Annotated in this window: 25 protein-coding genes and 1 riboswitch; of the genes, 24 read left to right on the forward strand and 1 reads right to left on the reverse strand. The window is 45.8% G+C overall.

Features of this window, described 5'->3' with window-relative positions; all coding sequences use genetic code 11:
* Nucleotides 1–13: 13 nt before the first annotated feature.
* Nucleotides 14–769: an RNA polymerase sporulation sigma factor SigF gene (gene sigF, locus ACE04G_RS30940; protein ID WP_036607856.1), complete on the forward strand. Its 756-nt coding sequence runs from the start codon at nucleotides 14–16 to the stop codon at nucleotides 767–769.
* An 87-nt stretch (nucleotides 770–856) separates the two neighbouring features.
* Here the strand turns inward: sigF and ACE04G_RS30945 are convergent, their stop codons facing one another.
* Entirely contained in the window at nucleotides 857–1,789 is a 933-nt protein-coding gene (locus ACE04G_RS30945) for a DMT family transporter (protein ID WP_449005410.1), read from the reverse strand.
* 108 nt (nucleotides 1,790–1,897) lie between these two features.
* Here ACE04G_RS30945 and ACE04G_RS30950 point away from each other — a divergent pair, with 108 nt between their 5' ends.
* The 23 genes from ACE04G_RS30950 (at nucleotide 1,898) to ccsA (ending at nucleotide 25,945) form a co-directional block, all read left to right on the forward strand.
* On the forward strand, nucleotides 1,898–2,806 hold the full coding sequence (locus ACE04G_RS30950) for an AraC family transcriptional regulator (protein ID WP_449005411.1): 909 nt from the start codon (nucleotides 1,898–1,900) through the stop codon (nucleotides 2,804–2,806).
* A 1,419-nt stretch (nucleotides 2,807–4,225) separates the two neighbouring features.
* Entirely contained in the window at nucleotides 4,226–4,882 is a 657-nt protein-coding gene (locus ACE04G_RS30955; protein WP_076215849.1) for a stage V sporulation protein AA, read from the forward strand.
* Nucleotides 4,863–5,291, forward strand: a complete 429-nt coding sequence (locus ACE04G_RS30960; RefSeq protein ID WP_221822086.1) for a stage V sporulation protein AB — start codon at nucleotides 4,863–4,865, stop codon at nucleotides 5,289–5,291. The genes ACE04G_RS30955 and ACE04G_RS30960 overlap by 20 nt, the downstream gene beginning before the upstream one ends.
* A gap of 24 nt (nucleotides 5,292–5,315) precedes the next feature.
* On the forward strand, nucleotides 5,316–6,983 hold the full coding sequence (locus tag ACE04G_RS30965; RefSeq protein ID WP_221822084.1) for a spore germination protein: 1,668 nt from the start codon (nucleotides 5,316–5,318) through the stop codon (nucleotides 6,981–6,983).
* 103 nt (nucleotides 6,984–7,086) lie between these two features.
* On the forward strand, nucleotides 7,087–8,418 hold the full coding sequence (gene lysA, locus ACE04G_RS30970; protein ID WP_017687645.1) for a diaminopimelate decarboxylase: 1,332 nt from the start codon (nucleotides 7,087–7,089) through the stop codon (nucleotides 8,416–8,418).
* A 248-nt stretch (nucleotides 8,419–8,666) separates the two neighbouring features.
* Nucleotides 8,667–9,098 (forward strand): peptidylprolyl isomerase, encoded by a 432-nt coding sequence (locus ACE04G_RS30975; protein ID WP_017687646.1) that lies wholly within the window; start codon nucleotides 8,667–8,669, stop codon nucleotides 9,096–9,098.
* A 113-nt stretch (nucleotides 9,099–9,211) separates the two neighbouring features.
* The gene (locus ACE04G_RS30980) at nucleotides 9,212–10,519 is read left to right on the forward strand and encodes a hypothetical protein (RefSeq protein WP_449005419.1); all 1,308 of its coding nucleotides are present in this window, start codon (nucleotides 9,212–9,214) and stop codon (nucleotides 10,517–10,519) included.
* Nucleotides 10,520–10,687: 168 nt separating this feature from the next.
* Nucleotides 10,688–10,855, forward strand: a riboswitch (FMN riboswitch).
* A 323-nt stretch (nucleotides 10,856–11,178) separates the two neighbouring features.
* Nucleotides 11,179–12,282: a bifunctional diaminohydroxyphosphoribosylaminopyrimidine deaminase/5-amino-6-(5-phosphoribosylamino)uracil reductase RibD gene (ribD, locus tag ACE04G_RS30985; protein ID WP_036607842.1), complete on the forward strand. Its 1,104-nt coding sequence runs from the start codon at nucleotides 11,179–11,181 to the stop codon at nucleotides 12,280–12,282.
* Nucleotides 12,283–12,343: 61 nt separating this feature from the next.
* Nucleotides 12,344–13,012, forward strand: coding sequence for a riboflavin synthase (gene ribE, locus ACE04G_RS30990; protein WP_237174652.1), 669 nt, complete (start codon nucleotides 12,344–12,346; stop codon nucleotides 13,010–13,012).
* Between the two features lie 32 nt (nucleotides 13,013–13,044).
* Nucleotides 13,045–14,277, forward strand: a complete 1,233-nt coding sequence (locus tag ACE04G_RS30995) for a bifunctional 3,4-dihydroxy-2-butanone-4-phosphate synthase/GTP cyclohydrolase II (RefSeq protein ID WP_076215865.1) — start codon at nucleotides 13,045–13,047, stop codon at nucleotides 14,275–14,277.
* 101 nt (nucleotides 14,278–14,378) lie between these two features.
* Complete coding sequence (ribH, locus tag ACE04G_RS31000; protein WP_076215868.1) at nucleotides 14,379–14,846, forward strand: 6,7-dimethyl-8-ribityllumazine synthase; 468 nt, start codon at nucleotides 14,379–14,381, stop codon at nucleotides 14,844–14,846.
* A gap of 104 nt (nucleotides 14,847–14,950) precedes the next feature.
* Nucleotides 14,951–15,751 (forward strand): segregation and condensation protein A, encoded by an 801-nt coding sequence (locus tag ACE04G_RS31005; protein ID WP_036672308.1) that lies wholly within the window; start codon nucleotides 14,951–14,953, stop codon nucleotides 15,749–15,751.
* On the forward strand, nucleotides 15,720–16,376 hold the full coding sequence (gene scpB, locus ACE04G_RS31010) for an SMC-Scp complex subunit ScpB (protein WP_449005412.1): 657 nt from the start codon (nucleotides 15,720–15,722) through the stop codon (nucleotides 16,374–16,376). The genes ACE04G_RS31005 and scpB overlap by 32 nt, the downstream gene beginning before the upstream one ends.
* A gap of 187 nt (nucleotides 16,377–16,563) precedes the next feature.
* Nucleotides 16,564–17,289: a DUF2953 domain-containing protein gene (locus tag ACE04G_RS31015; RefSeq protein ID WP_449005413.1), complete on the forward strand. Its 726-nt coding sequence runs from the start codon at nucleotides 16,564–16,566 to the stop codon at nucleotides 17,287–17,289.
* A gap of 226 nt (nucleotides 17,290–17,515) precedes the next feature.
* On the forward strand, nucleotides 17,516–17,992 hold the full coding sequence (gene ytfJ / locus ACE04G_RS31020) for a GerW family sporulation protein (RefSeq protein WP_221822074.1): 477 nt from the start codon (nucleotides 17,516–17,518) through the stop codon (nucleotides 17,990–17,992).
* Between the two features lie 130 nt (nucleotides 17,993–18,122).
* On the forward strand, nucleotides 18,123–19,310 hold the full coding sequence (locus tag ACE04G_RS31025) for a D-alanyl-D-alanine carboxypeptidase family protein (protein ID WP_449005414.1): 1,188 nt from the start codon (nucleotides 18,123–18,125) through the stop codon (nucleotides 19,308–19,310).
* Nucleotides 19,311–19,341: 31 nt separating this feature from the next.
* Nucleotides 19,342–19,968 (forward strand): nucleoside recognition domain-containing protein, encoded by a 627-nt coding sequence (locus tag ACE04G_RS31030; protein ID WP_449005415.1) that lies wholly within the window; start codon nucleotides 19,342–19,344, stop codon nucleotides 19,966–19,968.
* A 6-nt stretch (nucleotides 19,969–19,974) separates the two neighbouring features.
* A complete protein-coding gene (locus ACE04G_RS31035) occupies nucleotides 19,975–20,508 on the forward strand; it encodes a spore maturation protein (protein WP_449005416.1) in 534 nt (177 codons plus the stop codon).
* A 63-nt stretch (nucleotides 20,509–20,571) separates the two neighbouring features.
* The gene (locus ACE04G_RS31040; RefSeq protein WP_449005417.1) at nucleotides 20,572–21,390 is read left to right on the forward strand and encodes a S1 family peptidase; all 819 of its coding nucleotides are present in this window, start codon (nucleotides 20,572–20,574) and stop codon (nucleotides 21,388–21,390) included.
* A gap of 196 nt (nucleotides 21,391–21,586) precedes the next feature.
* Complete coding sequence (locus ACE04G_RS31045) at nucleotides 21,587–22,336, forward strand: pseudouridine synthase (protein WP_036607741.1); 750 nt, start codon at nucleotides 21,587–21,589, stop codon at nucleotides 22,334–22,336.
* A gap of 134 nt (nucleotides 22,337–22,470) precedes the next feature.
* Nucleotides 22,471–22,998: a redoxin family protein gene (locus ACE04G_RS31050; RefSeq protein WP_221822071.1), complete on the forward strand. Its 528-nt coding sequence runs from the start codon at nucleotides 22,471–22,473 to the stop codon at nucleotides 22,996–22,998.
* A gap of 14 nt (nucleotides 22,999–23,012) precedes the next feature.
* The gene (resB, locus tag ACE04G_RS31055) at nucleotides 23,013–24,686 is read left to right on the forward strand and encodes a cytochrome c biogenesis protein ResB (RefSeq protein WP_339304823.1); all 1,674 of its coding nucleotides are present in this window, start codon (nucleotides 23,013–23,015) and stop codon (nucleotides 24,684–24,686) included.
* Nucleotides 24,683–25,945 carry a cytochrome c biogenesis protein CcsA gene (ccsA, locus tag ACE04G_RS31060; protein WP_307410742.1) on the forward strand — a complete coding sequence of 421 codons (1,263 nt, stop codon included), beginning with the start codon at nucleotides 24,683–24,685 and terminating at the stop codon, nucleotides 25,943–25,945. Before resB ends, ccsA begins: the two co-directional genes overlap by 4 nt.
* Nucleotides 25,946–26,002: the final 57 nt, after the last annotated feature.

The raw sequence follows: 26,002 nt of genomic DNA on the forward strand, positions 1-26,002 counted from the left end.
GGTTGGTGTTCTTATGGATGCTGAAGTGAAACCATCTTCACAGACCTATTTGGACGATGCCGAGGTCAAACGGCTGATTGCGCTCAGTCAGTCGGGTGACCATGTCTCACGGGATACGCTGGTGAACTGCAACATCAGACTCGTCTGGTCCGTCGTACAGCGTTTTATGAACAGGGGATATGATCCGGAAGATCTGTTCCAGATTGGTTGTATCGGTCTGCTCAAGTCAGTAGACAAATTCGATCTCAGTTATGACGTGAAGTTCTCAACCTACGCGGTACCGATGATCATCGGAGAAATCCAGCGATTCCTGCGGGATGACGGTACCTTGAAGGTCAGTCGTTCACTGAAAGAGATGGCGAATAAAGTCCGCAAAAAAAGGGACGAACTGTCTAAACATTTGGATCGTTTGCCAACGATTAAGGAAGTTGCCGCAGAGCTGGGGGTAACCCCGGAGGAAGTCGTATTTGCCCAGGAAGCGAACAAACCACCGACCTCCATCCATGAGACGGTATTCGAGAATGACGGTGATCCTATTACGTTAATGGATCAGATTGCCGACGAGTCTCAGGAACGTTGGTTTGACAAGCTGGCGCTGAACGAAGCCATCGGTGGTCTCAGTGAGCGGGAGCGGTTAATCGTTTATCTTCGGTATTACCGGGATCAGACCCAATCCGAGGTTGCCAGCAGGCTGGGAATATCTCAGGTACAGGTATCACGTCTGGAGAAAAAAATACTGCAATCCATCCGCGACCAGATCGCGCAGTGATTTTGTGGAGTGCAACAACAATATTGGCGCTTATGTACCAATATACGACAACTAACAACCTTCTATCGCGCGTTATGGCGAGGGAGGTTATTTGTTGTTGTTAATACGGGAAGATCCTGAACGATTGGACTGCATGACCAGCATCATGCCAAGAATACATGCCATGCCAATCCATTGATAGAAGCCAAAAGGTTCATGGAGCCATATGACGGTTGTTCCAACAGCAGCAAGGGGCTCTGCGCTCCCGAGCAGACTAGTTTCCTTGGGAGTAAGACTTTTGAGACTCGCAATATAAAACCAAAAAGCAATCATGGTTCCAAAAAGGATCGTAAATATCAAATAACCGTAGGTTTCAAGCGTGATGCTAGCGAAATTCGTTTTCCAGGGCGGGTGAATAAAACTCATTCCCAAACCACCGATGATCATAGCCCAGCCAACCACAACAAGTGAATCGAATTTTTTAATCAGTTGCACGGCATACAGCGTATAAAATGCAGCTGAAACCCCAGATAACAGGCCCCATATCACTGCGAGCGAGGAGACAGATAACCGCGTAAGTGAGCCATTCGTCAGCAGGAAAAAACACCCACCGAGAGCCAGAACGGCGCATGCAAGGTCATTGCGTGTGAGGACAGACTGCTTACGGAGTGCGATGTAAATCATGATCATGACCGGGGACAGGTACTGCAGGAGTGTAGCCACCGCTGAATTGCCGTGTTTAATGGATGCCATGTACGTATACTGAACGGCAAGCATGCCCACCAATCCAAAAATGATCAGCTGTCCAGCCGTTTTTTTATTTCTCCACACATCAAAAATCTGAAATCGTCCATTTGTAAACGATTGAATAACCAGTAATAGTAACCCAGCAATCAACAATCGTACAGTGACATACCAATTGACTTCAATTCCATCCAGTTGAAACAGTTTTTGAGATACTGTCCCCCCAATGCCCCAGCAGATGGCTCCCGTCAGAACGAGTATGATGCCTGAAATTTTGGATTTTGCAGAAGTTGTCATTCTTGTTCGCCTCACCTTAAATATAAGAATAGTGTTATATTAAGGAGAAATGAGGTACATTTATATCAATATTACACTTAAAAATATAACTATATTGAGATGAGGGCCATGCAGAAGATTGAATTTATCATTGATCAACATTTGAAAGAAATGACGCAACACCGTACCGATACATTATCTATAGCCTGTTATGAGACAACCATTGTTCAAAATGTTCACGGACATATTCCTCTCCACTGGCATGATGAATTGCAGTTTGTTGCCGTTCTTCAGGGTACGGCGTTGTTTCATATCAACGATCAAAAGATGATTTTGTCCAAAGGTGACGGGATTTTTATCAACAGTGGAGTAATGCATATGGCTGAGGATCGCGGTGTGAGCGAGAACTGCATTTATTTATGTCTGAATTTGTCCCCACATGTTATCATGCCTTCGGATTTGTATATAAAGTACGTACATCCATATGTTACGGCAACTAATTTGCCTTTTCTGTATATCGAAAGAGCTAACGCTTGGGGAGAACAGATCCTGGATGCTATTGCACGGATTAGAAAGGAGCTAGTGCACCAAGATCCTTTTTACGAAGTGAATGTTGCTTCTATGGTGTTGAATATGTGGAAACTGCTGATTATGAACGGATACTCTCTAAAACATGATCCATCAGAGATGAGCAGAAACAATCGAATGAAAGACATGTTGCAATGGATTAATCTCAATTATGCCGATCCAATTAAGCTGGAAGATATTGCAAAGTCCGGACAGTTAAGTCGATCAGAGACATGCCGTTATTTCAAGCAAATCCTGAAAACTACACCCATGCAATATGTGATAGAGTACCGCATCCAAAGAAGCATTGAACTATTGCAATCGTCCAAGCGTAGCATCACCGAAATTGCCTATGAGGTCGGTTTTAACAGCACAAGTTATTACATTAACCAATTCCGCAAAACAATGAATTCAACCCCTTTACGATTTAGAGCTGAATTGAACAAAAGAGAAAAAGAACATAATTGTTGAGTTATTGTTACATGATCCGTGACTATCTACCAATATCAAAAAAAGTCGCCCATACGGCGACTTTTTTGATATGTAAAATAATGCTTCACACTCCGTTACGCCTCAAACCCCCAAATTTCTAAAATTAATATCCCGAAGCTACCTTCACAAGTCATTAAATTCTTGAGCAAAATAACCCCAAAAGCTCATCGTCCAATTCCCTTCCTGCCTACTCCCAGCATATTTATTACAAACGTTTGGAAGCGGGAGGACGATGGGTAGCGGAGGGATGGAATCGGTCAAAAGGAGCGAAGCGTGAGGGCTTACCTAAGGATACACAAGCAACGCAGGCGGCAGATTAGACCTAAAGAAGCCAAGCCTTCGCCTTCGGCTCCAAATCTCTACAAAGTTGTAGTCAATGTTGTATTCAGAAGATAACTTCAGGAGTCATAGAATTTTGAGCCAAATAACCCCCAAAAGCTCTTCTTTGAATTCCCTTCCTGCCACCTCCCCAGCATATTTATTTCAAACGTTTGGAAACGGGAGGACGATGGGCAGCGGAGGGATGGAATCGGTCAAAAGGAGCGAAGCGGGCTTGCCTAATAATACACAAGCAACGCAGGCGGCAGATTAGACCTGAAGAAGCCAAGCCTTCGCCTTCGGCTCCAAATCTCTACAAAGTTGTAGTCTATGTTGTATTCAGAAGATAACTTCAGGAGTCATAGAATTTTGAGCCAAATAACCCCCAAAAGCTCTTCTTTGAATTCCCTTCCTGCCACCTCCCCAGCATATTTATTTCAAACGTTTGGAAACGGGAGGACGATGGGCAGCGGAGGGATGGAATCGGTCAAAAGGAGCGAAGCGGGCTTGCCTAATAATACACAAGCAACGCAGGCGGCAGATTAGACCTGAAGAAGCCAAGCCTTCGCCTTCGGCTCCAAATCTCTACAAAGTTGTAGTCTATGTTGTATTCAGAAGATAACTTCAGGAGTCATAGAATTTTGAGCCAAATAACCCCCAAAAGCTCTTCTTTGAATTCCCTTCCTGCCACCTCCCCAGCATATTTATTTCAAACGTTTGGAAACGGGAGGACGATGGGCAGCGGAGGGATGGAATCGGTCAAAAGGAGCGAAGCGGGCTTGCCTAATAATACACAAGCAACGCAGGCGGCAGATTAGACCTGAAGAAGCGAAGCGTTCGCCTTTGTCTCCAAATTTCTAACACTTAGAAATCAATCAAAAGAATTTGGAGACAACAGCGATCAGAAGGTTGGTCTGCCGTCGGAGTGTCTGGGTGTATCCTCCCCCGAGCAACAGCGACCAATGACCGATCCATCCCGCAGCGCCAACTCACCCTTCCACCTTTTTTCCAACCCGTTTGTAATAAATTTGCACATTCTTCAAATACTAACCTAAATTACGCAGTAAAGGAGTGCTATGGATGTCCCAGACACCCACTCCAATGGTCTATATTCGTCTGCGCAGCCGTATTCGCATCCAGAGGGGCAGAGCAGTCAAGCTTGGAGACATTGCACATGTACTGACCTCATCTGAAGACCAGGAGGGCAGGCTACTGGAGCTTGAACTGCTGCGCCCTGGACCGGAGGATGGCAATCTGATCCTCATTGATATATTGCAGATTATTCCCCGAATTCGGCACATCTTGCCGGAGGTAACTGTGGAACTGATGGGATCAGGTCATACGTTGGTTGAAGTCATTGCGGGAAATGGTCAACCTTCCAAGTCCCTATTCATTCTGGTTTGGCTGCTGCTGTTCTTTGGATCAGCCTTAACCATCATGAATTTTCATGCCGATGTGAACATGCAGGAAGTACAGATTCGTATTGTGGAGATGCTTACTGGGCATCGGGACGAACATCCCTATTTGTTCCAAGTGGCGTATTCCATTGGCATTGGATTCGGAATGGCCGTATTTTTTAATCATTTGTTCAAGAAAAAGTGGAATGAGGAACCTACCCCGCTAGAAGTGGAGATGTTTCTATACCAGCAAAATGTAGATAAATATGTGGTGATTGAAGAGAGCGAACGGATGCATGAGCAGGAACGCAGGGAGATGAATGCGGATGAGCGTTCTTAATGGAGCAATCAGCATTGTATTAGGTATTGCAGGGGGAATTGCCGTAGGGAGCGGCGTAATTGCGCTCATTCTGGTGCTCGATATGATCCCAAGGTTGGCTCAACTTACGCAATCGTATGACAGGACTCACTGGTACGAAGGGGCGCTAATAGGTGGTTCACTGCTCGGGACCGTGGCGGACTTCTGGCACTGGAAAATGCATGGGGTGCTGCTGCTCAGCCCGATTGTTGGTTTGTTCTGTGGCGTGTTCATCGGCCTGCTGGCCGCGGCGCTCACTGAGGTACTCAATGTACTGCCCGTATTAGCCAAACGATTGGGCATGAAACCTTATTTGTTTGGATTACTGCTCGCCATGATTTTGGGCAAAATGACAGGTTCCCTGTTTGATTTTTTCATATATCAGCGGTAACTCGTGGCCATAGGAGGATGGAAGATGGATGAACGAACGGAGCACACAGGCCAGGAAAATAGTGAAGGTATAACGGAAGAGATGTTACACAAGTCTGCTTATGAGATTCAGAAGGAAGAAGAGGAGAAAGCGTACAATAAGAAAAAACAAAATGAGATGTCCGACAGCATTGAGGAATCCGTACAATATTGGCAGGAAAACGATGATATCTCCCCACGCATGAGTGAGAACAAATATACGCTGCAACAGGTACTGGGGCTTGGAGAATCGTTCGACGTTAATATGAGGGAAATGGTCCTGGGGGGCAAGCACGTTGGATTGCTGATGATCACGGGCTTTGCCAAGGATGAGATTTTGCTTGAAGTATTGAAAAGACTGACCTATCTCACGCCAGATGACGTGTCCGGACATGCTCTCAAATCCTATTTTGAATGTTACATTCCCCATATTCAGGTGGAAAAAGTCGACAAGATGAGTGCGGTCATCAACAAGGTTCTTACCGGGATGAGCGCAATGTTCGTTGAAGGGGACCGCTCGGTCTTAATTATGGATACCCGGAGTTATCCGGTACGTTCACCCGAAGAACCTTCATTGGAAAGGGTAGTCCGAGGTTCCAGAGACGGCTTTACCGAAACGCTCCTGACCAATGTAACCCTGGTGCGCCGCAGAATACGCGACCCAGGACTGAAATTCGAAATTATGCAGGTGGGGCGGAGAACACAAACCGATGTCTGTGTGGTGTATATTGACGATATTGTGGATAAAGTGCAGGTAGATTCCGTTCGTGAAAAAATACAGCGAGTGGATATCGATGGTATTCCCGCAGCCGACAAGCAGCTAGAGGAAGCGATTATCAACAAGGGTTGGAATCCGTTCCCGCTCGTTCGTTATTCGGAACGACCAGATGTTACAGCTTCCCATTTACTGGAAGGGAGAGTTGTCATTTTTGTAGACACTTCCCCAAGTGTGATGATTTTGCCTACGACCTTCTTCGATCTGTGTGAACATGCGGAGGAAAACAGACAGACGGCATTGATGGGGACGTATTTAAGATGGGTGCGTTTTGCAGGGATTCTCATATCGTTGTTTTTGCTACCACTATGGCTTCTCATGGTTATTGACCCTTCGATTAAACCGATGGGACTCGACTTCATTGGTCCGCAGGAAAATGTAAAGCTACCGCTGATTCTACAATTTCTATTGATCGAACTGGGCGTCGATTTATTACGGATGGCAGCGGTCCATACGCCTACACCTCTGGCATCGGCTATGGGCTTGATCGCGGCAATTCTAGTCGGGGATATCGCCGTCAAAACAGGATATTTTGTCAATGAAGTTGTACTCTATATGGCTATCGCAGCCATCGGTATGTTTGCTACGCCGAGTTACGAGCTGGGTCTTGCCAACAGGTTGGTCAGGTTAGTTCTGCTCATTGCAGTAGCGATATTCAAGGTTCCGGGATTGGTCGTGGGCTGTACATTGCTCATATTGGCGCTTACCGTTCACCGGTCGTACAATTCTTCGTATCTCTGGCCTTTTATACCGTTTAATGCAAAAGCCCTGGGCAATTTTTTATTCCGGCTACCGTTGCTGGAAAATAAAAAACGTCCATCATTTAATAAAACCCGTGATAACACCAAAATGTCCGATGATCCGGACGGGGAACTGCGAAAAAGTAAAAAACACAAATGATCTTCCGAAAAATCCATTCATCTCGCTGTCTAATTTGATATACTGGTGTAAAATCATTGGAATATCAATTGTTCCAGTATATAAAAAGTGAGGAATGCAGATTATGTATTTACATGGTACAAGTAAAATAAATGCGCAAGGACATCTGGAGATTGGCGGAGTTGATGCAACAGATCTGAAAGAACAATTTGGAACTCCCCTGTATGTTGTGGACGAGCAATTGGTTCGCGAGCGTTGCAGAGAGTACATGGAAGCATTCCGTGCTTCCGGACTGGGCTTCCAGGTTGCTTACGCAAGTAAAGCATTCTGTGTAATGGCGATGTGTGCCCTTGCAGCAGAAGAAGGACTTTCCCTGGATGTTGTATCTGACGGTGAACTGTTTACTGCACTGCAAGCAGGATTCCCGGCTGAGCGCATTCACTTCCACGGTAACAACAAAACGTTGGAAGAGATCGAAATGGCTCTTGATGCGGAGATTGGATGTTTTGTTGTTGATAACTTCAATGAATTGCATCTGTTGCAGGCTGTAGCAGCGGACAAAAATCGTAAAGTGAACATTTTGCTTCGTGTGACGCCTGGTGTTGAGGCACATACGCATGAATATATTTCCACAGGTCAAACGGATTCGAAATTTGGATTCGATATCGGCAATGGTACAGCATTTGAAGCGATTGACTTGGCTTCCAAGCAGTCCAACCTGGTATTGCTCGGTGTGCATTCCCACATTGGTTCCCAGATCTTCGAAGTTGAAGGCTTCCAGATGGCTGTTCAACGTGTTGCTGAATTTGCAGCAAGTGTATATGAGCGTCTTAATGTTGCTTTCAAAGTGGTTAACCTTGGTGGTGGATTCGGAATCCGTTATATCGATGGAGATACGCCGCTTGAAGTTGCGCAATACGTGAAGGCTATTACAGATGCCGTTAAAAATCATTTTGCTCAAATCGGCTATGCCGTACCTGAGATCTGGGTTGAACCAGGCCGCAGCATCGTGGGTGAAGCGGGAACAACGCTGTATACTGTTGGAACAAGCAAAGACATTCCAGGTGTGCGTAAATACGTTGCCGTGGATGGTGGTATGACTGATAACCCACGTCCTGCTTTGTATGAATCCAAGTACGAAGCTGTGCTTGCCAATCGTGCAAATGAGGCTGCTCAGGAAACGGTATCTGTTGCGGGTAAATGCTGCGAGAGTGGCGATATGTTGATCTGGGATCTGGACCTGCCAAAAGTGGAAAGCGGCGATCTGCTCGCTGTAGCTTGCACAGGCGCGTATAACTACTCCATGGCGAGCAACTACAACCGGATTCGTCGTCCGGCCGTTGTATTTGTCAAAGACGGTCAAGGAGATGTCGTGGTACGCCGTGAGACGTATCAAGATATCATCCAGAATGACCTGGTACCTGCACGTATTGGCAAACAGCCAGTGACTCGCTAATTCGTCAAAAGATAATGCGGTTCTGCATTATTCAAGATATAGGGATTTTGCAGTTGAAGCAGATGAAAAGGAACCTTCCTTTTTCGTCTGCTTTTTGCGTATTTGAGCTAAATCATGAAAAAAGTTGTCGTTTTTTTTGCGATCCAGACATTTTCGGTGTACACTAAGAAAAGTGCTGTAATGCTTGGCCCAGGGTCATGCGTTCTGGTACCATTAACGATGGTCAATACGAAAGGAGTCATTTACATATGGCGAAACAAGCGAAAATTAAATTGGCAAACGGCGGAGAAGTTTTGATCGATCTGTTCGATCAAGAAGCTCCAAACACAGTAGCAAACTTTGAGAAACTGGCTAACTCCGGTTTCTACAATGGTCTTACATTCCACCGCGTTATCCCGGGCTTTGTAGCTCAAGGCGGATGCCCTAACGGTTCCGGTGCAGGTGGCCCAGGTTACACAATCAACTGTGAAATTAACCCAAACAAACATGAGCGCGGAACACTTGCTATGGCACATGCTGGCCGTAACACAGGTGGAAGCCAGTTCTACATCTGCTACCAACCGCAACCACATTTGGATGGACAACATACTGTATTTGGTAAAGTAACTAAAGGTATGGAGTTCGTGGACGCTTTGGAAGGTAAAGACAAAATGGAAACTGTTGAAGTTGTAGAAGCTTAATACCTTCACTTTAACTGGATCCAAACATGAAGTGCTTCTTTTAAAGAAGCACTTTTTTTATTTTGTTACATACTTGAAATCGATGATTAGAAAGGATGAATAAAATCTTGGATATGGTTACTCAGCTAAGCTTGTTAAAACAAATTTATAGTGAGCGCACGTTGTGGGATGAAGAACTGCAGGCATCGCGACATGTTGTTCCGGATAGTCTATCCGTAAAGGATCGAGAAGCGCTTGAGACAGACGGGCATGAACCGAATCGATTTGTACGTCCGCAACATGATGAAACGATTACTGAGCTGAAAAAAGTTGCAAATCAATGGACGATCAATGATGCAGCGCAGGCCTTTGTATCCTCTTTGTGGTCAGCACCCATGATTTGGCGCTCGTTGCTTACAAGCAAGCTTATTGCGAGCAGTATGCCAAGTCATGAACATACGCCATATCCATCTTCGAACACTTGCAAGATCTGCGGATTAAGTGTAGATCAAGCAATCGACACGACGCTGCAATGGTATTGGCGGATGACCAATGGAACCCCGTTGGACGGTGATCCTTTTGGAAGCGTGTTGGCACTTCGAGAACTGGCTACCGCGAAGGAGATTCCAATACCCAATGATTATGACCGCTGGACATTCCGTGCGGTGTTAACGGTGCTGCGCGAATTACCTCCCAAAACACGTTACAGCAAGGCAGCAGTAGCGCTCAAGAAGGAACGTCTTTTGCCTACACAGAAGGAATATGCCTACCGTGATTTGCTTGAGACGTTAGCTCTGATTGGCATACTGGATACGCCGGAGCATCCTGGTATGATCACGGAATTTACCTCTTATATGCAACGTGACGCACGCCCCAATGTGCGGGTTGAAGTGCAGGCCCCTCTGGCGTGGTGGGATTCATCTGTCGGAATTAATGAGAACAACCTGAACAAGATATTTCATGAGTTTGATCTGAATAATATATCTCTTGCGGATAAGCCTGATGAGAGTCCAGCTGTAAAGGACACGATCTTAGGTGCATTGGAGAAGAAGAGAAGTGTTCGCGGAAAAGTGCCAAAGGCATCTCCTGATGCAGGTACCGGGGAGGTACAGTCTGGCGATGTGTATGCTGTTCGGGTCCGGGAAGGTGTATGGGTGACAGTATATTGTCACGAAGTCAGAGACAAGCGCGTCATCGTCGAATATCTGGATGGTGTCTTTCCAGAGATGCCGGGAAAAGCAGATTTGCATGGGACGTTTCGACCGAGAGCGAATGGACGCTGGAAATGCTCGGCTATTGCGATTGATTCCACAAGTTGGGTCAGAAGGGTGGCAAGAGAGTTCCCGCTTCCGACTTCGCCCCTGCAAGAACCTGACCGCATTCCATATCATAATGCCAAAGAATTAAAGCATATGGCGAGCTGGTGTTTTCCTGATATGTAGAATGATACGATGGATGTGAAAATGTGCCTCCAAGCAAAAACCGTACCTCCTGAGAGGAAGCGGTTTTTTGTTGTTTCTTAGCTTATTAAAAGTTAGTATGTGACAAAAAGGAACAAAAAACAATTGATTTTTTGGCATTAAAGTGCTAACATCCAAGTAATAACGAAAGCAATCCTTCAGGGCAGGGTGCAATTCCCTACCGGCGGTGATGCAGGAAGTGTAAGGACTATGTGTCCAGCACTTGATGCAAAGTCCGTGACCTGTCTGCCATTGGCAGATGGCTGATCTGGTGTAATTCCAGAACCGACAGTATAGTCTGGATGGGAGAAGGAGAGGTGCAGACCTAACAGGTTTGCATTCAGCAGGAGTATTGCTGCACGGTCACGATGTGTGATGTCTTGCACTGTGCAGGGAAGATCCGGTTACGCCGGACAGTTCCATACATATGCCGCACTATAAAAGCTCTTTACCTGTAATTGATGTTCATTAAGGTATGTGTCTATTTTCACTTGCCCGAAATGAAGTTTTGGGCAAAGTGTTGGCGTGCTGTATCCATTTCACTCCTGCTGTTGACATTTGTCTCTCATCATCCCCATCGAACTGATTGTTCGACGGGGATTTTTTAATAAACAAGACTTTAAACCGCGGGGTGAACGGATTTGGAAATGATCAATGATGAATTTTATATGGCACTGGCATTGGATATGGCGGAACGAGCACAGGGACAGACGGGGATCAATCCGGTCGTTGGATGTGTAGTTGTGAAAGAAGGTCGTATTGTAGGCCTGGGGAGCCATCTGAAACGTGGAACCGGTCATGCAGAGGTGCATGCACTTAACATGGCAGGCAGTGATGCAGAAGGAAGTACGGTATACGTTACACTTGAGCCTTGTAGTCATTATGGCAAGACGCCACCTTGTAGTGAACGCCTGATTCATGAAAAGGTGAAACGTGTTGTGGTATGTTGTGAAGATCCAAATCCGCAAGTATCCGGCAGAGGCATAAGCATGCTTCGTCAACAAGGCATTGAAGTTGAAGTTGGCGTACTGCGTGAGCGTGGAAGACGCATGAATGAAAAATTCATTAAATTTATTACAACGGGTCTACCTTTTGTGACACTGAAGACAGCTACAACTTTGGATGGGAAAATTGCTACTCGCAGCGGAGACAGCAAGTGGATCTCGAACGAGCCTGCTCGTGAGATTGTGCATGCCCTTCGTCATCGTCACCAGGGAATTATGGTTGGCGTGGACACAGTGATTGCCGATAATCCAGAACTTACAACCCGTTTGCAAGTCGAAGGCATTAGTCCGGTGCGCATTGTGGTGGATTCAAAGTTACGTCTTCCCGTAGGTGCCAAAATGGTTAAGGATGGTCTTGCTCCAACATGGGTGCTAACAACAGACGAAGCCAGTCCTGAAGCTGCTGAACGTTTGGAAGCCTACGGCGTCGAAATTATACGCTGTGGTCCTGGACCACGTGTGGATCTGTTAAACGGACTTAGCAAGTTGGGTGAGCGTGACATTGGTTCAATTTTGCTTGAAGGTGGAGGTACCTTGAATGGAGCCATGCTGGAGGCAAGGTTGGTCGATCGACTGCTGATGTTTATCGCTCCGAAGATTGTAGGCGGTTATGATACACCTGGAAGCTTCCGCTTCGAAGGTGTGGAACGTATGAATCAGGCGATTCAATTGAATCAGTTGGAGATCGAACAAGTTGGAGATAATATCAGCATTGGTGGTATTCCGGTGTGGCCTGAATAAATAAATGGATTTGAAAGTAGAAAGTTAGGTTTTTTATAACTTGAAAAAGGGAGGCGGCAGCATGTTTACCGGTTTGGTGGAAGAAGTCGGTCAGATCCGGCGTATTGGTCGGAAAGGCGAAGCGATGGTCCTGAATATCGGAGCTTCCGCCATCATGGACGATCTGAAGATTGGTGATAGTGTAGCAGTGAACGGCGTGTGCTTAACTGCGACAACGCTCGAAGGTGGAGGTTTTACCGCCGATGTAATGCCTGAAACCTATCGCCATACCAATCTCAGTCAGCTGCAATCAGGCAGTAAAGTTAATCTGGAGCGGGCCATGCAATCAGGCGGTCGTTTTGGCGGACATATCGTACAGGGTCATGTCGATGGTACTGGAGTGATTGGCAGTATAACACGTGATCAGAATGCAATTGTGTTTGAGATCAAGCCTGATGATCACCAGTTGTTCAAATATCTGATCCCCAAAGGATCGGTTACACTGGATGGCATTAGCTTGACCGTTGTCCATACATCGGATACCGCATTCACGGTTTCCATTATCCCGCATACCATTGGTGAAACTGTACTAAATGTGAAAAAGACAGGGGATACCATTAATATCGAATGCGATATTTTGGGCAAATATGTGGATCATCTGCTCCAGTATGGAAGAGGACATCGGGAGACAGATGCTGGCAAGCCGCGCAGTATCAGTGAAGATTTTCTCTCCAATCACGGATTTGTATAAATAGAGAACAGAAATTAACTGGAGGTGGACCAATGTCAGAACAATCCATTCTGGACACAATAGAAGAAGCCATATATGATCTCATGCGTGGTAAACCCGTCATTGTTGTGGATGATGAAGATCGGGAGAATGAAGGCGATTTTATCGCTTTGGCCGAAAAGGCGACACCTGAAGTCATTAATTTCATGATTACTGAAGGTAGAGGTCTGGTCTGTGTTCCGATTACACAACAACGTGCGGACGAACTTAACCTGAAACCGATGGTTCAACAAAATACGGATTTCCATGGAACAGCTTTCACCGTTTCTGTGGACCACAAAGATACGACAACAGGTATTTCGGCACATGAACGTTCTATTACTGTGAAAGGTCTGATTGATCCTGAGGCGAAAGCCGGGGACTTCCGTAAGCCTGGTCACATGTTCCCGTTGATTGCAAAAGACGGCGGTGTACTTCGGCGTGCCGGACATACGGAAGCTGCAGTAGATCTTGCTATCATGTGTGGTTCCTACCCTGCTGGCGTTATCTGTGAAGTGATTAAGGAAGATGGCACAATGGCCAGACTTCCGGATCTGCAGGAGATTGCCCGCAAACATGATCTGAAGCTGATCAGTATTCAGGACATGATTCGTTACCGTAACGAAAAAGAACAGCTGGTTCAACGTGAAGTGGCTGTGCGTATGCCAACAGACTTTGGTGAGTTTCAAGCGGTGGCTTATACAAATGCTGTGGACAATAAGGAACATGTGGCTTTGGTCAAAGGAGAAATTGATGGTTCGAAACCTGTGCTTGTACGTGTGCACTCTGAATGTTTGACAGGTGATGTATTCCATTCGCATCGTTGTGACTGTGGTCCGCAGTTTGATGCGGCACTCAAACAGATTCACGAGGAAGGCAATGGCGTACTGTTATATATGAGACAGGAAGGTCGGGGGATTGGGCTGATTAACAAGCTCAAAGCCTATAAGCTGCAAGAGGAAGGTATGGATACTGTTGACGCAAACCTGAGTTTGGGTTTTGCTGCCGACTTGCGTGATTACGGAATTGGCGCTCAAATTCTAAAAGACCTTGGAGTTCGTCAGATCAGACTGTTAACTAACAACCCTCGTAAAATTAAAGGCCTTGAAGGATATGGACTTGAAGTGGTAGAGCGTGTCGCGATCCAGATGGAGGAGAACGAGGACAATACGGTGTATCTTCACACCAAGCAAGCCAAGTTGGGGCATATGCTCAAGTTTGATGATATCGAGCAGAACGAAGAGTAAATAATTTTAGGTGAATAACGTTCACCATGTAATTTATGGAAGAGATTAATTAGGGATTTCCGTTACTTACATTACATTATACCGTTAGGGAGATGACATGAATGGCACAATTTTTTGAAGGACATTTAGTATCAGAAGGATTAAGATATGGAGTTGTTGTTGGACGTTTCAACGAATTCATCACGAGCAAATTGCTTAGCGCAGCGCTCGATGCATTCAAACGTCACGGCGTGAAGGATGAGGAAGTGGATGTAGCCTGGGTCCCAGGTGCGTTCGAAATCCCTTTAATAGCGCAGAAAATGGCGGAGAGTGGCAAGTATGATGCGGTGATTACGCTGGGAACTGTCATTCGTGGATCAACTACACATTACGATTATGTGTGCAACGAGATGGCTAAAGGGGTAGCGGCAATCAACCTGAAAACAGGCGTGCCTACAATCTTTGGACTGGTTACAACAGAAAATATTGAACAAGCGATTGAACGTGCCGGAACCAAGGCGGGTAACAAAGGTTGGGATGCGGCTACGGCGGCAATTGAGATGGCAAACTTGACGAAACAGCTAAAATAGTGCTTATTTAATAGTAGTGCCCTGCTTTGCGCAGACGAACACGGGAAACCGGATTCGGACGGCTTAGCAGGGTTTTGTATTTTTCTGGCGGGAGGATTCGTCTAGTGACGGTAGTTACATACAAACTGGAGACTTTTGAAGGGCCTTTGGATCTGCTGCTTCATCTGATTGATAAGGCTGAAATTCATATCCAGGATATTCCCATCAGCGATATTACCGATCAATACATGGCGTACCTGCATTCGATGCAGGAACTGGAACTGGATATTACGAGTGAATTTCTGGTCATGGCAGCAACATTGCTGTCGATCAAGAGCAAACTTTTATTGCCCAAACCACCGGTCATTGAGGATTTCGAGGATTATGATTATATGGAAGAAGAAGATTATGATCCACGTGCAGAGCTGATTGCACGTCTGATAGAATATCGCAAGTACAAGGGAATTGCACGTCATCTTCATGAACGGGAGTGGGAACGCAGCCTTATATTTTCCAAAGAGCCCGAGGATTTGCGCCCCTATATGCCCGTAGAAGCCCAATCGAACCCGGTTGAGGGTTTACACACCTCTGATCTGATTGCAGCATTCCAGAAGGCGCTACGCAAGGCTGAGAAGCGTACAACTGTAACCCGAATCAAACGGGATGAGATTTCGGTTAAGGACCGGATACGGGATGTCATCGGCGCTTTGGAAAGTATGGGGCCGGGAGGCAGACTGTTATTCTCCAAGTTGATGGATGAGCATATCTATCGCCATGAGATTGTTGTCACTTTTCTGGCGGTGCTGGAACTGATGAAGATGAAGCAGATTGTCTGTTATCAGGAACGGATGTTTGAGGATATCGTTATGGAGTGGAGAGGGGAAACAAAGAATCATGGATTTTCCGAAATTGAAATCGATTATTGAAGGCCTGCTGTTTTTGTCCGGAGAAGAAGGTCTGAGTATCAAACAAATCGCCGAGATCGTCGACCAGCGAGTGGAGCTTGTAACGGACTCGATTGAGGAGATGATTCATGAATTTTCACAGCAGGGAAGAGGTGTACAGATTCTCAAGATCGCTGGTGTAGTTCAGTTGGGCACCTTGCCTGAGCATGCTGTGTATTTTGAGAAACTGGCGTACTCTCCAGCACGAACATCCTTATCCCAAGCGGCTCTGGAGACGCTGGCTATTGTAGCGTACCGGCAGCCCATTACACGGGTAGAGATTGAGGAAATCCGCGGTGTAAAATCGGAGCGGGCCATTCATACGCTCGTGAATAAGGATTTGATAATTGAAGTGGGACGAGCCGAGGCGATTGGACGACCAATTCTGTACGGAACGACCAAGTCATTCCTTGATTATTTCGGATTGGCTTCAATTAAAGACCTACCGGAACCAGGCTTGTTCGAAGATTCGGAGAACCTGGAGGAAGAGACACAACTCTTATTCAACAAACTGGATCTGCAACAACTGGAACCGGAAAGTGCTGATCCGGCGGATGATCTAAGTCATATCAACAGCGAAGATGATAGCACGGATTCTTCACTCTAATTTGAAATGTTATATTAACCGACACCATTAGTGGAGTCGGTTTTTTTGTGCAATGTTTTAGATAAATGGTAATAAAACAGTTTCCAAATAAATATGAAATGGGATTTTTAGGTCAGACGTGAATTTTTTCCTATTCAAAGTGCCATACTAGACGAGAAAAAGAATTGAGGGCTTGGAGGTAAGGCCTGTGTGGATTTGGCTTGGAGGAATCGGTTTGTTGTTCGCATTGCTGATTGCCGCAGTCCTCATCTCAAATGTTCATGTACATTTTACATTCAGTAAACATAAAAGTGATGATTACGCCAATATTAATGTTCGTCTTCTCTATGGAATTGTGCGGATTAACTATGAGATCCCGAGTATTGTTTTTCGCAATATGAAGGAAGGTTTTCTGGTCAAGACCGAACAATCCATGAATCATTCGAGAGGGGAGGTCCAGGGAAGCGAGAGAGTCAACAAACGCAAAGTCAAGAAGTGGGCTAAAGATGTGAAAATCATGCTTAGGGCAACGGACGCGCTCAAGCTGTGGCTTAAGCAAACACTCACACGCGTACATATGACTCAACTGTCCTGGGCTACCCACATCGGGGTTGGTGATGCAGCGTATACGGCTGTCCTTACGGGTTGGGTATGGGGAATCAAGTCCATTATCATTGGTTTTCTGACCTATCAGGTTAAGTTTGAAAAGACGCCAATGCTTGAAGTTATACCGGTATGGTCAGATGAGATGGAGTTCCGGACGGAACTTGAATTCCGATTGAAGATCCGGATTACAGCCATTATGGTTGCAGGAATAAGGTTATTAACCCGAGTGTTACAAGTCGAAGGCGGATGGCGGATGTGGTTCAAGCTACTGCGAGAGCAGCGTCGTAAACACAAGGAGAAACAAAAGCTCGAAGGGGAAAAACCGTAACTCTTTGAAGATAGCGATGTGTTATTCGTTCATGTTTTCTCAATTTGGACTGGCAGTTTCTGATGGGTACAGTGATGTGCAGAACACTCGTTACACATTTTAGCCCAGATGAGACTGAGAAATCGCAGGATATGGATAAAATGCATTTGTTACATAAGTCCCCTGGAGTTTGGGGATCATATGGTTAGATCAAACCTAGCTTACATTGAAACTGGAGGGAATTCAGATGTCAGATCATCCAATTCAAGGCTTAATGGAAACTGCAATGGAAAATATCAAGGCCATGGTGGATGTCAATACTATCGTTGGCGATGCAGTTGAAACACCTGACGGTACAGTCATTCTGCCGATCAGTAAAGTGGGTTTCGGATTTGCAGCAGGTGGTAGCGATTTTCGCGTGAATGATGAAAAGAACAAGGAGACTGGTTCCACGACAGGAGCTAAGACAGAGCATGCCTCTGTATCTTCACCTTTTGGTGGAGGTAGTGGTGGTGGAGTTTCCATCCGCCCAATCGCATTTCTTGTCGTTGGTAAACAAGGGGTACACATTGTACCACTCGATAACTCCACGCATTTGTTTGAGAAGCTCATTGACTCTACCCCTTATGTTCTTGACCGAATCCAGGGCATGTTCCAACGTAATACAACACAAACGAATACATCAGATGTACCGGTTACACCAGATCCATCAACGTATAGCTGAATCATTTCGTCATGATCCCTCCCGCATCCAAGCGTGAGGGATTTTTGCTGTTTTTGCCCTATGGGACATACTCCAAGTTGTCCGAACATAAGATAGTACAAGATTCCAAGTGACCCGGAGGAATGAATTGATGCGAAAAATAACGAAAGTCATTGCATGCATGCTTATCCCTGTCTTCTTGCTGTCTTCATTAGGGGCAACTCAAGCCCAGGCAACGATTCAAGGTCCGTCTACACATGCGCAAAGCGCTGCTCTCATTGATGTGACATCAGGCCGGATCTTATACAGCAAAGATGGGGATAAGGAACTGCGAATTGCCAGTTTGACCAAAATCATGACAGCGATCGTTGCGATTGAACACAGCAAGCTGGATGAAAAAGTTAAAGTGACGCCCACTGCTTTTGCCAAAGAAGGATCATCTCTCTATCTCAAGTTAGGTGAAGAGATGACGCTGGAGAACATGTTGTACGGGCTAATGCTCCGTTCAGGCAATGACGCGGCCTCTGCAATAGCGGAACATGTAGGTGGATCGGAAGAAGGCTTTGTCCTGTTAATGAACAAAAAGGCGGAGCAAATCGGTCTGACGCATTCCCATTTTATGAACCCTCATGGACTGGATGCAGAAGGTCACTATTCTACAGCCAATGACTTGGCCCGATTAACGGCATATGCCTTGCACAATCCGGTGTTCAAACGCATCGTAGCCACGGAGGACAAATCCGCACCGAACCCCAATGAAAGCTGGGAATACTCTTGGCACAATAAAAATAAAATGCTGCGGATGTATGAAGGTGCGGATGGAGTGAAGACCGGCTACACAAAAAAAGCTTTCAGATGTTTGGTCAGCTCCGCTACACGTAATGGACAGCAGCTCGCCGCGGTAACGCTGAACGACGGAAACGATTGGAACGATCATGCTCGGATGCTAGATTTCGGGTTTGAATACTTCCCATTGGTAGAGGTCGCCAAGCAAGAACAGCCTGTGCAAAATACGGATGTCGTTACGGGCCGGGGATTCTGGTACCCACTGGCTAAGAGTGAACAAGGCTCATTGACCAAGAAATTGATACTACACGAAAATCGAGGACAGTCGGAAACGGAAGGCAAGGAACAATCGACAGATCCTTCGTTCGGATTGGCAGGTCGCATTGATATGCAGCTTGATGGCAAACTTGTTGGCTCAATTCCCGTGTATCGCAAAGGCAGTTATATTCCTCCTGAACCGAAGACAGAAGATGCAACACTGGGTGGAGTCGGTGATGTCTCTTCCTGGGCAGCTGCATGGCGTGCCGTGTTAAGCCATCTATTGTCTCCTTAGCTAAATCGCCATTGAAGGGAGGATATAATCTGTGATTAATTTAATTTGGCTGCTCATGATTTTAATCGGATTTGCTTTTGCAGCCGTCAACGGCAATATCGAAGTGGTCACGCAAGCTGCTTTTGATGGGGCGGCAACGGGAGTCACGGTCTGTTTTGGACTGATTAGTGTGCTAGTGTTCTGGATGGGCATGATGAAAATGGCTGAAGATGCGGGTCTCCTGGCCCGGATTGCCAAGCTGCTCGGTCCGGTTGTTGGCTTCCTGTTCCCCGATGTGCCCAAAAATCATCCGGCGATGGGTTATATTCTCTCTAATATGAGTGCCAATCTGCTGGGGCTAGGAAATGCGGCTACTCCGATGGGAATCAAAGCCATGCAACAGCTGCAGGAGCTTAATCCGGACAAACAAACAGCGTCTCCTGCCATGTGCACCTTACTGGCTCTGAATACGGCTAGTATTACCATTATTCCGACAACGCTGATCGCCATCCGCTTAAACTATCATTCCGCCAATGCTACAGAGATTGTGGGAACAACATTGATGGCTACCATTATCGCTACACTTGCTGCTATAATCGCCGATCGCTGGTATCGGAACAGGGCATTACACAAACCGCCGCGCATACAGAAAAGTGGCAATTCCGGCATGAAAGGATGAGTAACTTTGTTAACCTTCATCAACTGGATCTCCGTCTGGGCCATCCCGGTTATTATCGCGTTTGTTCCATTATATGCGTTTACCAAAAAGGTCCCGGTTTACGAATCCTTTGTTGATGGGGCCAAGGATGGATTCTCTACTGCAATTAGTATTATTCCGCATCTCGTGGGCATGATGGTCGCAATCAGCGTATTTCGTGCCTCGGGTGCACTGGATTTTTTGATTAGTCTGTTCGCTCCACTGGTGTCATGGATGGGTGTTCCAGGGGAAGTGTTGCCACTCGGAATACTTCGTCCTTTAACGGGGACAGGCTCTCTGGCGTTTACAACCGATCTGATCAAAACCCATGGCCCTGACTCCATGATTGGACGTATGGCATCTACGATTCAGGGAAGTACAGACACCACGTTATATGTGCTGACTGTTTATTTTGGAGCTGTAGGCATAAGGAACGGTCGGTATGCACTCAAAGTAGGGTTGTTTTCCGATGTCGTTGGTTTTATTGCTGCCCTCGCCATTTGTTTGCTCGTTTTTGGTTAAAAGATATCTCCTTTCCTTCCGATATATTAGATATGCTAGAATAATAGCGGAGGAGAGTGAGACATGCAGAAGAGTTGGAAACGAATGCTCCGTGTCGGAATGTCAGGCGTGCTTGCTGTTGCAATGCTCGCGGGGTCAACGGGGTTGGCGGCAGCTCAAGCCGTTCAGACGATACATTTTACAGGTTACTTCGACAAACAGCTGCGTGCACAAATGGCAGTCACAGCGGATTCTTTTCCAGTCGTGAATGTACGTTTGGTCAAGCAGGATGAACCCGATATGGTATATTATGATGTTGGTACCTCAATATTGATCTCAAAGGATGAAGTGCTCACGAATTATCATGTCGTTCAGAGTTTTGCTGAACTGTCTGATGGTGATGAAGGTACACTGACTGTTGCAAGCCCGGGTTCCCTTAGTAAACCTATAAAGGCGAAAATTATTAAGACAGATCCGGTCACAGACATGGCACTGCTGAAGCTGGACAAGGAAATAGATGCCCAACCGGTCACATTTGCTAATGCAAGGGATAACCAGGTTGTCTATACGATTGGATTTCCCAAAAATCCTGCTGGTGATCTTGTCATCCTGGATGAAGATTTTCCTTCAACCTACAATACGATAGCCAAAAGCAGAGTGTTCAGTTCTCAAGCTTCGGACGTTCCAGGTAAAAAGGGAATCGGCAGTATTGTGAAATCCATGGCCCAAGGTAATTCAGGTGGCCCTGTTATGGATCAGAACAACCGGGTCATTGGTATGATGACATTTGTGTACGGTGGACGTACTTATTATATTACTTCCAAAACATTGCAGACTTTCATTAAAGAGAGTACTAAACCTGCCAAAAAACAGGTTGCAGTTGCCGGCAAAGTTTCCAATTAAATGATTTGAGAAAAAGGTCTATCTTTACGCCATCTGTGTTCAACAGGTCGTGTAAAGGCAGGCTTTTTTTGCGTCAACCTCAAAGGGGAAGGTAGCCTAAAATGCATATTCGTGTCGCCAGTTTACAAAATCCTTGGATTATCCTTGTGATTTCCTTGCGTGATGGGTATCATTAGTGTGAGGTGACATGACAAACATGGAAAGATTACAAAAAATTATCGCACAGGCAGGCATTGCATCCCGCCGCAAGAGCGAGGAACTAATCCTGTCCGGCAAAGTAGAAGTTAACGGGGAGGTCGTAACCGAACTGGGTACAAAAGCGAACCCCGAAGAGGATATGATTACGGTTAATGGAAAACCGATCCGCAGTGAGAAAAAAGTGTACTTGATGTTAAACAAGCCAAAAGGCGTAATCACAAGTGCATCTGACCCGGAAGGTCGAAAAATTGTATCCGACTACCTGAAAGGTGTCAAGGAACGTGTATATCCTGTAGGTCGTCTGGATTATGACACAGAGGGCTTATTGATCCTTACCAATGATGGTGAGTTTGCACATTTGCTGACGCATCCGAAGCATCACGTACCCAAAACGTATCATGCAACGGTTAAAGGTGTGCCGCATGGTACAGCTCTGGAGAAATTAAAGACAGGCATTATGCTTGATGACGGCATGACTGCTCCTGCAGAGGTAGAGTACAAAGATGTGGATACAGCGGCCAATGAGTCGGTCATTTCCATTACGATCTATGAAGGACGTAACCGTCAGGTTAGACGTATGTTCGAGGCAATCAACCATCCGGTAACCCGTCTGAAACGGATTTCGTTTGGTGGTATTTTGCTACAAAACCTGAAACGTGGTCTGACACGTCATCTGACCAAAGAAGAAGTTAACAACCTAATTACCCTCGCACAATCAGAACCAGCCAAAAAAATGAAAAAAAGGTAATGTGAGGACACATAATTTTCATAAAACCGCCGCAGTTTTGTGACGAAATTCGCTATAATTGTTCATAGGATGTTCACAGTTGTCTTAGACCAATAAGATGCGAATGCTACAGTCACTTAAAAGGGGAGCAGCACATGGGGAAATCAAGAAGAACGGTGCAAATCGTCATTTTGTTATTGATCCTGGTGTTGGGCGGATATGCGATTACGACATCGGTATCCGGCTCGAATGGCAAGCCAAAGGAAGGGGACAAGTCTCCTTCTTTTGAACTGCTGGGCCTGGATGGTCAAGTTCATACGTCTGATGAGTACAAAGGAAAAGCGATGGTGATCAATTTCTGGGGCACATGGTGTGAACCTTGTGTTAAAGAAATGCCTGCACTTCAGGCGCAAGCTGACAAATGGAAGGAACAGGGAGTGCAATTTGTCGGGATTAATGTTGGAGAAGACCAGATGACCGTGGATAATTTTGTTCGGCAGGTTGGGGTTACGTTTCCAATCATGCTTGATCGGGAGAAAAACTCGGTTCGTGATTTTGGGATCTCTCCGATGCCAACGACATTCTTTGTATCCGACACGGGCAAAATCTCTACCATTCATATCGGTCAACTTGATTTGGACACACTTGACGCTCAAATTTCGCAACTGGCGAAGCAGCCCTGACAGGAGGTCTATTCGTGTTCCAAAATACCAAATGTGAGTGCGGACACCAGAATCCGGTAGGCACTGTACTATGTGAAGCATGTGGGAAACCGCTGCTGGAGTCTGAAGCTAAATCGGATGAAGTGTTGGAAATGCGTTATGATGGCATGGCGCGCCGTTCACAGCGTAGTAATCCCAACATCATTGACCGCATATGGAACTTTTTTTCTTCCGTTAAAATTGCCGTCTATATGATTGTTTTTACGCTTGTAGGTTCTATGCTTGGTACAATCTATCCGCAAGAAAGTACATTTCTGAATATCGATCCTTCCGTGTACTACAAAGAAACATACGGTCAGTTGGGACATATCTATTATCTGTTGGGTTTATCCCATACATACGAATCCTGGTGGTTTATTCTACTGCTGGTGCTGATTGGGGCATCATTGGTGATATGCAGTCTGGATCGCGTCCTGCCGCTCTACAAAGCACTGAATAAACAAAGAATACGTAAGCATACGCAATTTTTGACAAGACAGCGTCTCGTGTACCAAGGTACCATCGAAGAGGCACCAGAAGACTGGATTAAGAAAGCGGTTACGCCACTGAAAAAGAAAGGATACCGCGTGCACACCCAGGGTGATGCATTACTCGCAGAGAAACAGCGATTCAGTCGATGGGGCCCATATGTCATCCATATTGGACTCATTATATTTCTGCTGGCGGTGCTCGCACGAGGGCTTCCAGGTCTGAATCTGGACGAGCATGTCGCTTTTCCTGAAGGTGAGATCAAAAAGATCCCGAATACGTCGATGTATCTCCAAAATGAAAAGTTTAATGTTGAATTCTACAGTGAGGAAGAAGTACCTGAGCAATTCCGTAACCTCAATAAAACCGTTCCGAAACTGTTCGAAACAAAAGTTGTTTTGTATGAATGTACAGCAGATTGTTCGGATCTCTCGAAGAAACCTCAGTTAGCTGAGGTGGCCAGACATGATGTACGCGTGAATCATCCATTGAATTATAACGGTCTGAAAGCATATCAGTTTGATTATGATCTAACACCCACCATTCGGTCCGTAACACCTGATCTGGTCAATACAAAGACGGGTGAAGTATACGGGGCACTCAAGATCGATATGGTAGATACCCAAAGAACATTTGAAGCTGGTCCTTATAAGCTTACGGTAAAAGAAAAGTTTATGGACTTTGGATTGGATGAGAATGGTCAGCCCAAATCAAAATCGCCTTCACCTAATGCACCTGCTTTTCTCTTTCTCATCAAGGGACCGGATCTGCCCGAAGAGGGGATACAATATCTGTACTTTGCGAAGCAGATTGATAAACAACGGTTTCAACAGGATGCGATTAACCAACAGCTGATTGGAGCTGATATTCCTTTACAGCTGGAAGTAGACAGCATGGACAAGGTCGATATTATTCAGTCCGTAAGTTATCTCAATATAAGAGTGGATAAGGCAATGCCTTTTGTGTGGGTAGGAGCCGGTATTGTTATGTTGGGTCTGGTCATGGGTTTTTATTGGCATCATCGCCGCATTTGGATTCGTTTTGATGATAAACAGCTCACCTTGGGTGGACATACCAACAAAAACTGGTTTGGCTTCAGGCGTGAAGTTGCGGCCGTTTTGAAACAGATGAATCTGGAAGTTGAAGAGAAGTCGTTGGATAACGGGGGGAACCAGGCATGAGATTATTGGATTTCAGCAGCGACGCATTTATCGTATCTTTCTTTCTCTATTGTGCTGCATTCTTGTTATATGCTGTCGCGGTCATGGGCAAAAAATGGAGTAATCGTGATCCTCTGGACCATATGAATCGCTGGGGTAAAAGAGCTTTTATCGCTTCGACTGTTGCCTTGGCGGCGCATATCGTATTTTTTGTAACCCGATGGGCTGGGGCAGGTCATATCCCGGTCAGTAACATGTATGAGTTCATGTCTTTTCTGTCCATGATGATCATGGTTGCATTTATTGTTGTATATGCCATATACCGAAAGTCATTACTGGGTTTGTTTGCCTTACCACTTACCATTATTATTATGGCGTACGCCGCTGTATTTCCTCAGGAGGTACAACCATTAATCCCGGCGCTTCAGTCCATTTGGCTGAAAATTCACGTGACATTGGCTGCGCTTGGTGAAGCATTCTTCGCCGTGGGTTTTGCCGCAGGGTTCATGTATTTGCTCCGTACTGTTGATTTCAGTGGTAAAGACAAGTCTTCAAGACGTCAACGAGGATGGGTTGAATTCACCCTGGTTACGATCGTTGTAGTCATCGGATTTATCGGAACGGTATTTGCCTTTCGTACAGCTGGTTACGAGGCGGTTTTTGTACAGAAAACGGTCAGCATTGACACAGAGGTACAGGAAAATAGTACAATAGAGAAAGTGATTTATCGCATGCCTCCGATTTTTGCACCATATAATAGCGAAGTGGAGAGCATGACACCGTTTCTTGGCATGAAAAAACCTTTACTTGAGACGCCTTCCTGGATGAACGGGGTAAATGCCGGGCGCAAGCTGAATACGGTGGTTTGGTCACTTATTGTAGGTCTAATCCTGTATGGAATTGTACGACTTCTTGTGCGCAGACCACTGGGACAAGCGTTACAACCAATGATGGATGGAATCGATGCCGATGATCTGGATGAGATAAGTTATCGCGCGATTGCCATTGGTTTTCCGATATTTACGCTGGGAGCATTAATTTTTGCCATGATCTGGGCTCAAATTGCCTGGAGTCGCTTTTGGGGTTGGGACCCCAAAGAGGTGTGGGCATTGATTACGTGGCTATATTATAGTGTGTATCTGCATTTGCGTTTATCCAGAGGTTGGCAAGGTCAGAAGTCTGCATGGCTTGCAGTTCTTGGCTTCCTGGTCGTCATGTTTACACTAGTTGGGGTGAATCTGGTAATTGCCGGATTACATTCTTATGCTGGAGCTGACTAGGACAGACTTGTATTGCAAAGGTTGAGTTTAGAAGCGGGAAACACAAACGTACCTTTT

The sequence above is a fragment of the Paenibacillus sp. AGC31 genome, from assembly GCF_057334655.1.

Excerpts from the sequence above, each read along its gene's own strand:
- ACE04G_RS31045 (WP_036607741.1), top strand. The coding sequence starts at position 21,587 with ATGGAAAGATTACAAAAAATTATCGCACAGGCAGGCATTGCATCCCGC.
- scpB (WP_449005412.1), top strand. The coding sequence starts at position 15,720 with ATGGATTTTCCGAAATTGAAATCGATTATTGAAGGCCTGCTGTTTTTG.
- ACE04G_RS30950 (WP_449005411.1), top strand. The coding sequence starts at position 1,898 with ATGCAGAAGATTGAATTTATCATTGATCAACATTTGAAAGAAATGACG.
- ccsA (WP_307410742.1), top strand. The coding sequence starts at position 24,683 with ATGAGATTATTGGATTTCAGCAGCGACGCATTTATCGTATCTTTCTTT.
- ribE (WP_237174652.1), top strand. The coding sequence starts at position 12,344 with ATGTTTACCGGTTTGGTGGAAGAAGTCGGTCAGATCCGGCGTATTGGT.
- ACE04G_RS30980 (WP_449005419.1), top strand. The coding sequence starts at position 9,212 with ATGGTTACTCAGCTAAGCTTGTTAAAACAAATTTATAGTGAGCGCACG.
- ACE04G_RS30965 (WP_221822084.1), top strand. The coding sequence starts at position 5,316 with ATGGATGAACGAACGGAGCACACAGGCCAGGAAAATAGTGAAGGTATA.
- ACE04G_RS30955 (WP_076215849.1), top strand. The coding sequence starts at position 4,226 with ATGTCCCAGACACCCACTCCAATGGTCTATATTCGTCTGCGCAGCCGT.
- ACE04G_RS31050 (WP_221822071.1), top strand. The coding sequence starts at position 22,471 with ATGGGGAAATCAAGAAGAACGGTGCAAATCGTCATTTTGTTATTGATC.
- ACE04G_RS30960 (WP_221822086.1), top strand. The coding sequence starts at position 4,863 with ATGCGGATGAGCGTTCTTAATGGAGCAATCAGCATTGTATTAGGTATT.
- ACE04G_RS31025 (WP_449005414.1), top strand. The coding sequence starts at position 18,123 with ATGCGAAAAATAACGAAAGTCATTGCATGCATGCTTATCCCTGTCTTC.
- ACE04G_RS31040 (WP_449005417.1), top strand. The coding sequence starts at position 20,572 with ATGCAGAAGAGTTGGAAACGAATGCTCCGTGTCGGAATGTCAGGCGTG.
- sigF (WP_036607856.1), top strand. The coding sequence starts at position 14 with ATGGATGCTGAAGTGAAACCATCTTCACAGACCTATTTGGACGATGCC.
- ribH (WP_076215868.1), top strand. The coding sequence starts at position 14,379 with ATGGCACAATTTTTTGAAGGACATTTAGTATCAGAAGGATTAAGATAT.
- ytfJ (WP_221822074.1), top strand. The coding sequence starts at position 17,516 with ATGTCAGATCATCCAATTCAAGGCTTAATGGAAACTGCAATGGAAAAT.
- ACE04G_RS30995 (WP_076215865.1), top strand. The coding sequence starts at position 13,045 with ATGTCAGAACAATCCATTCTGGACACAATAGAAGAAGCCATATATGAT.
- ACE04G_RS30975 (WP_017687646.1), top strand. The coding sequence starts at position 8,667 with ATGGCGAAACAAGCGAAAATTAAATTGGCAAACGGCGGAGAAGTTTTG.
- ACE04G_RS30945 (WP_449005410.1), bottom strand. The coding sequence starts at position 1,789 with ATGACAACTTCTGCAAAATCCAAAATTTCAGGCATCATACTCGTTCTG.
- lysA (WP_017687645.1), top strand. The coding sequence starts at position 7,087 with ATGTATTTACATGGTACAAGTAAAATAAATGCGCAAGGACATCTGGAG.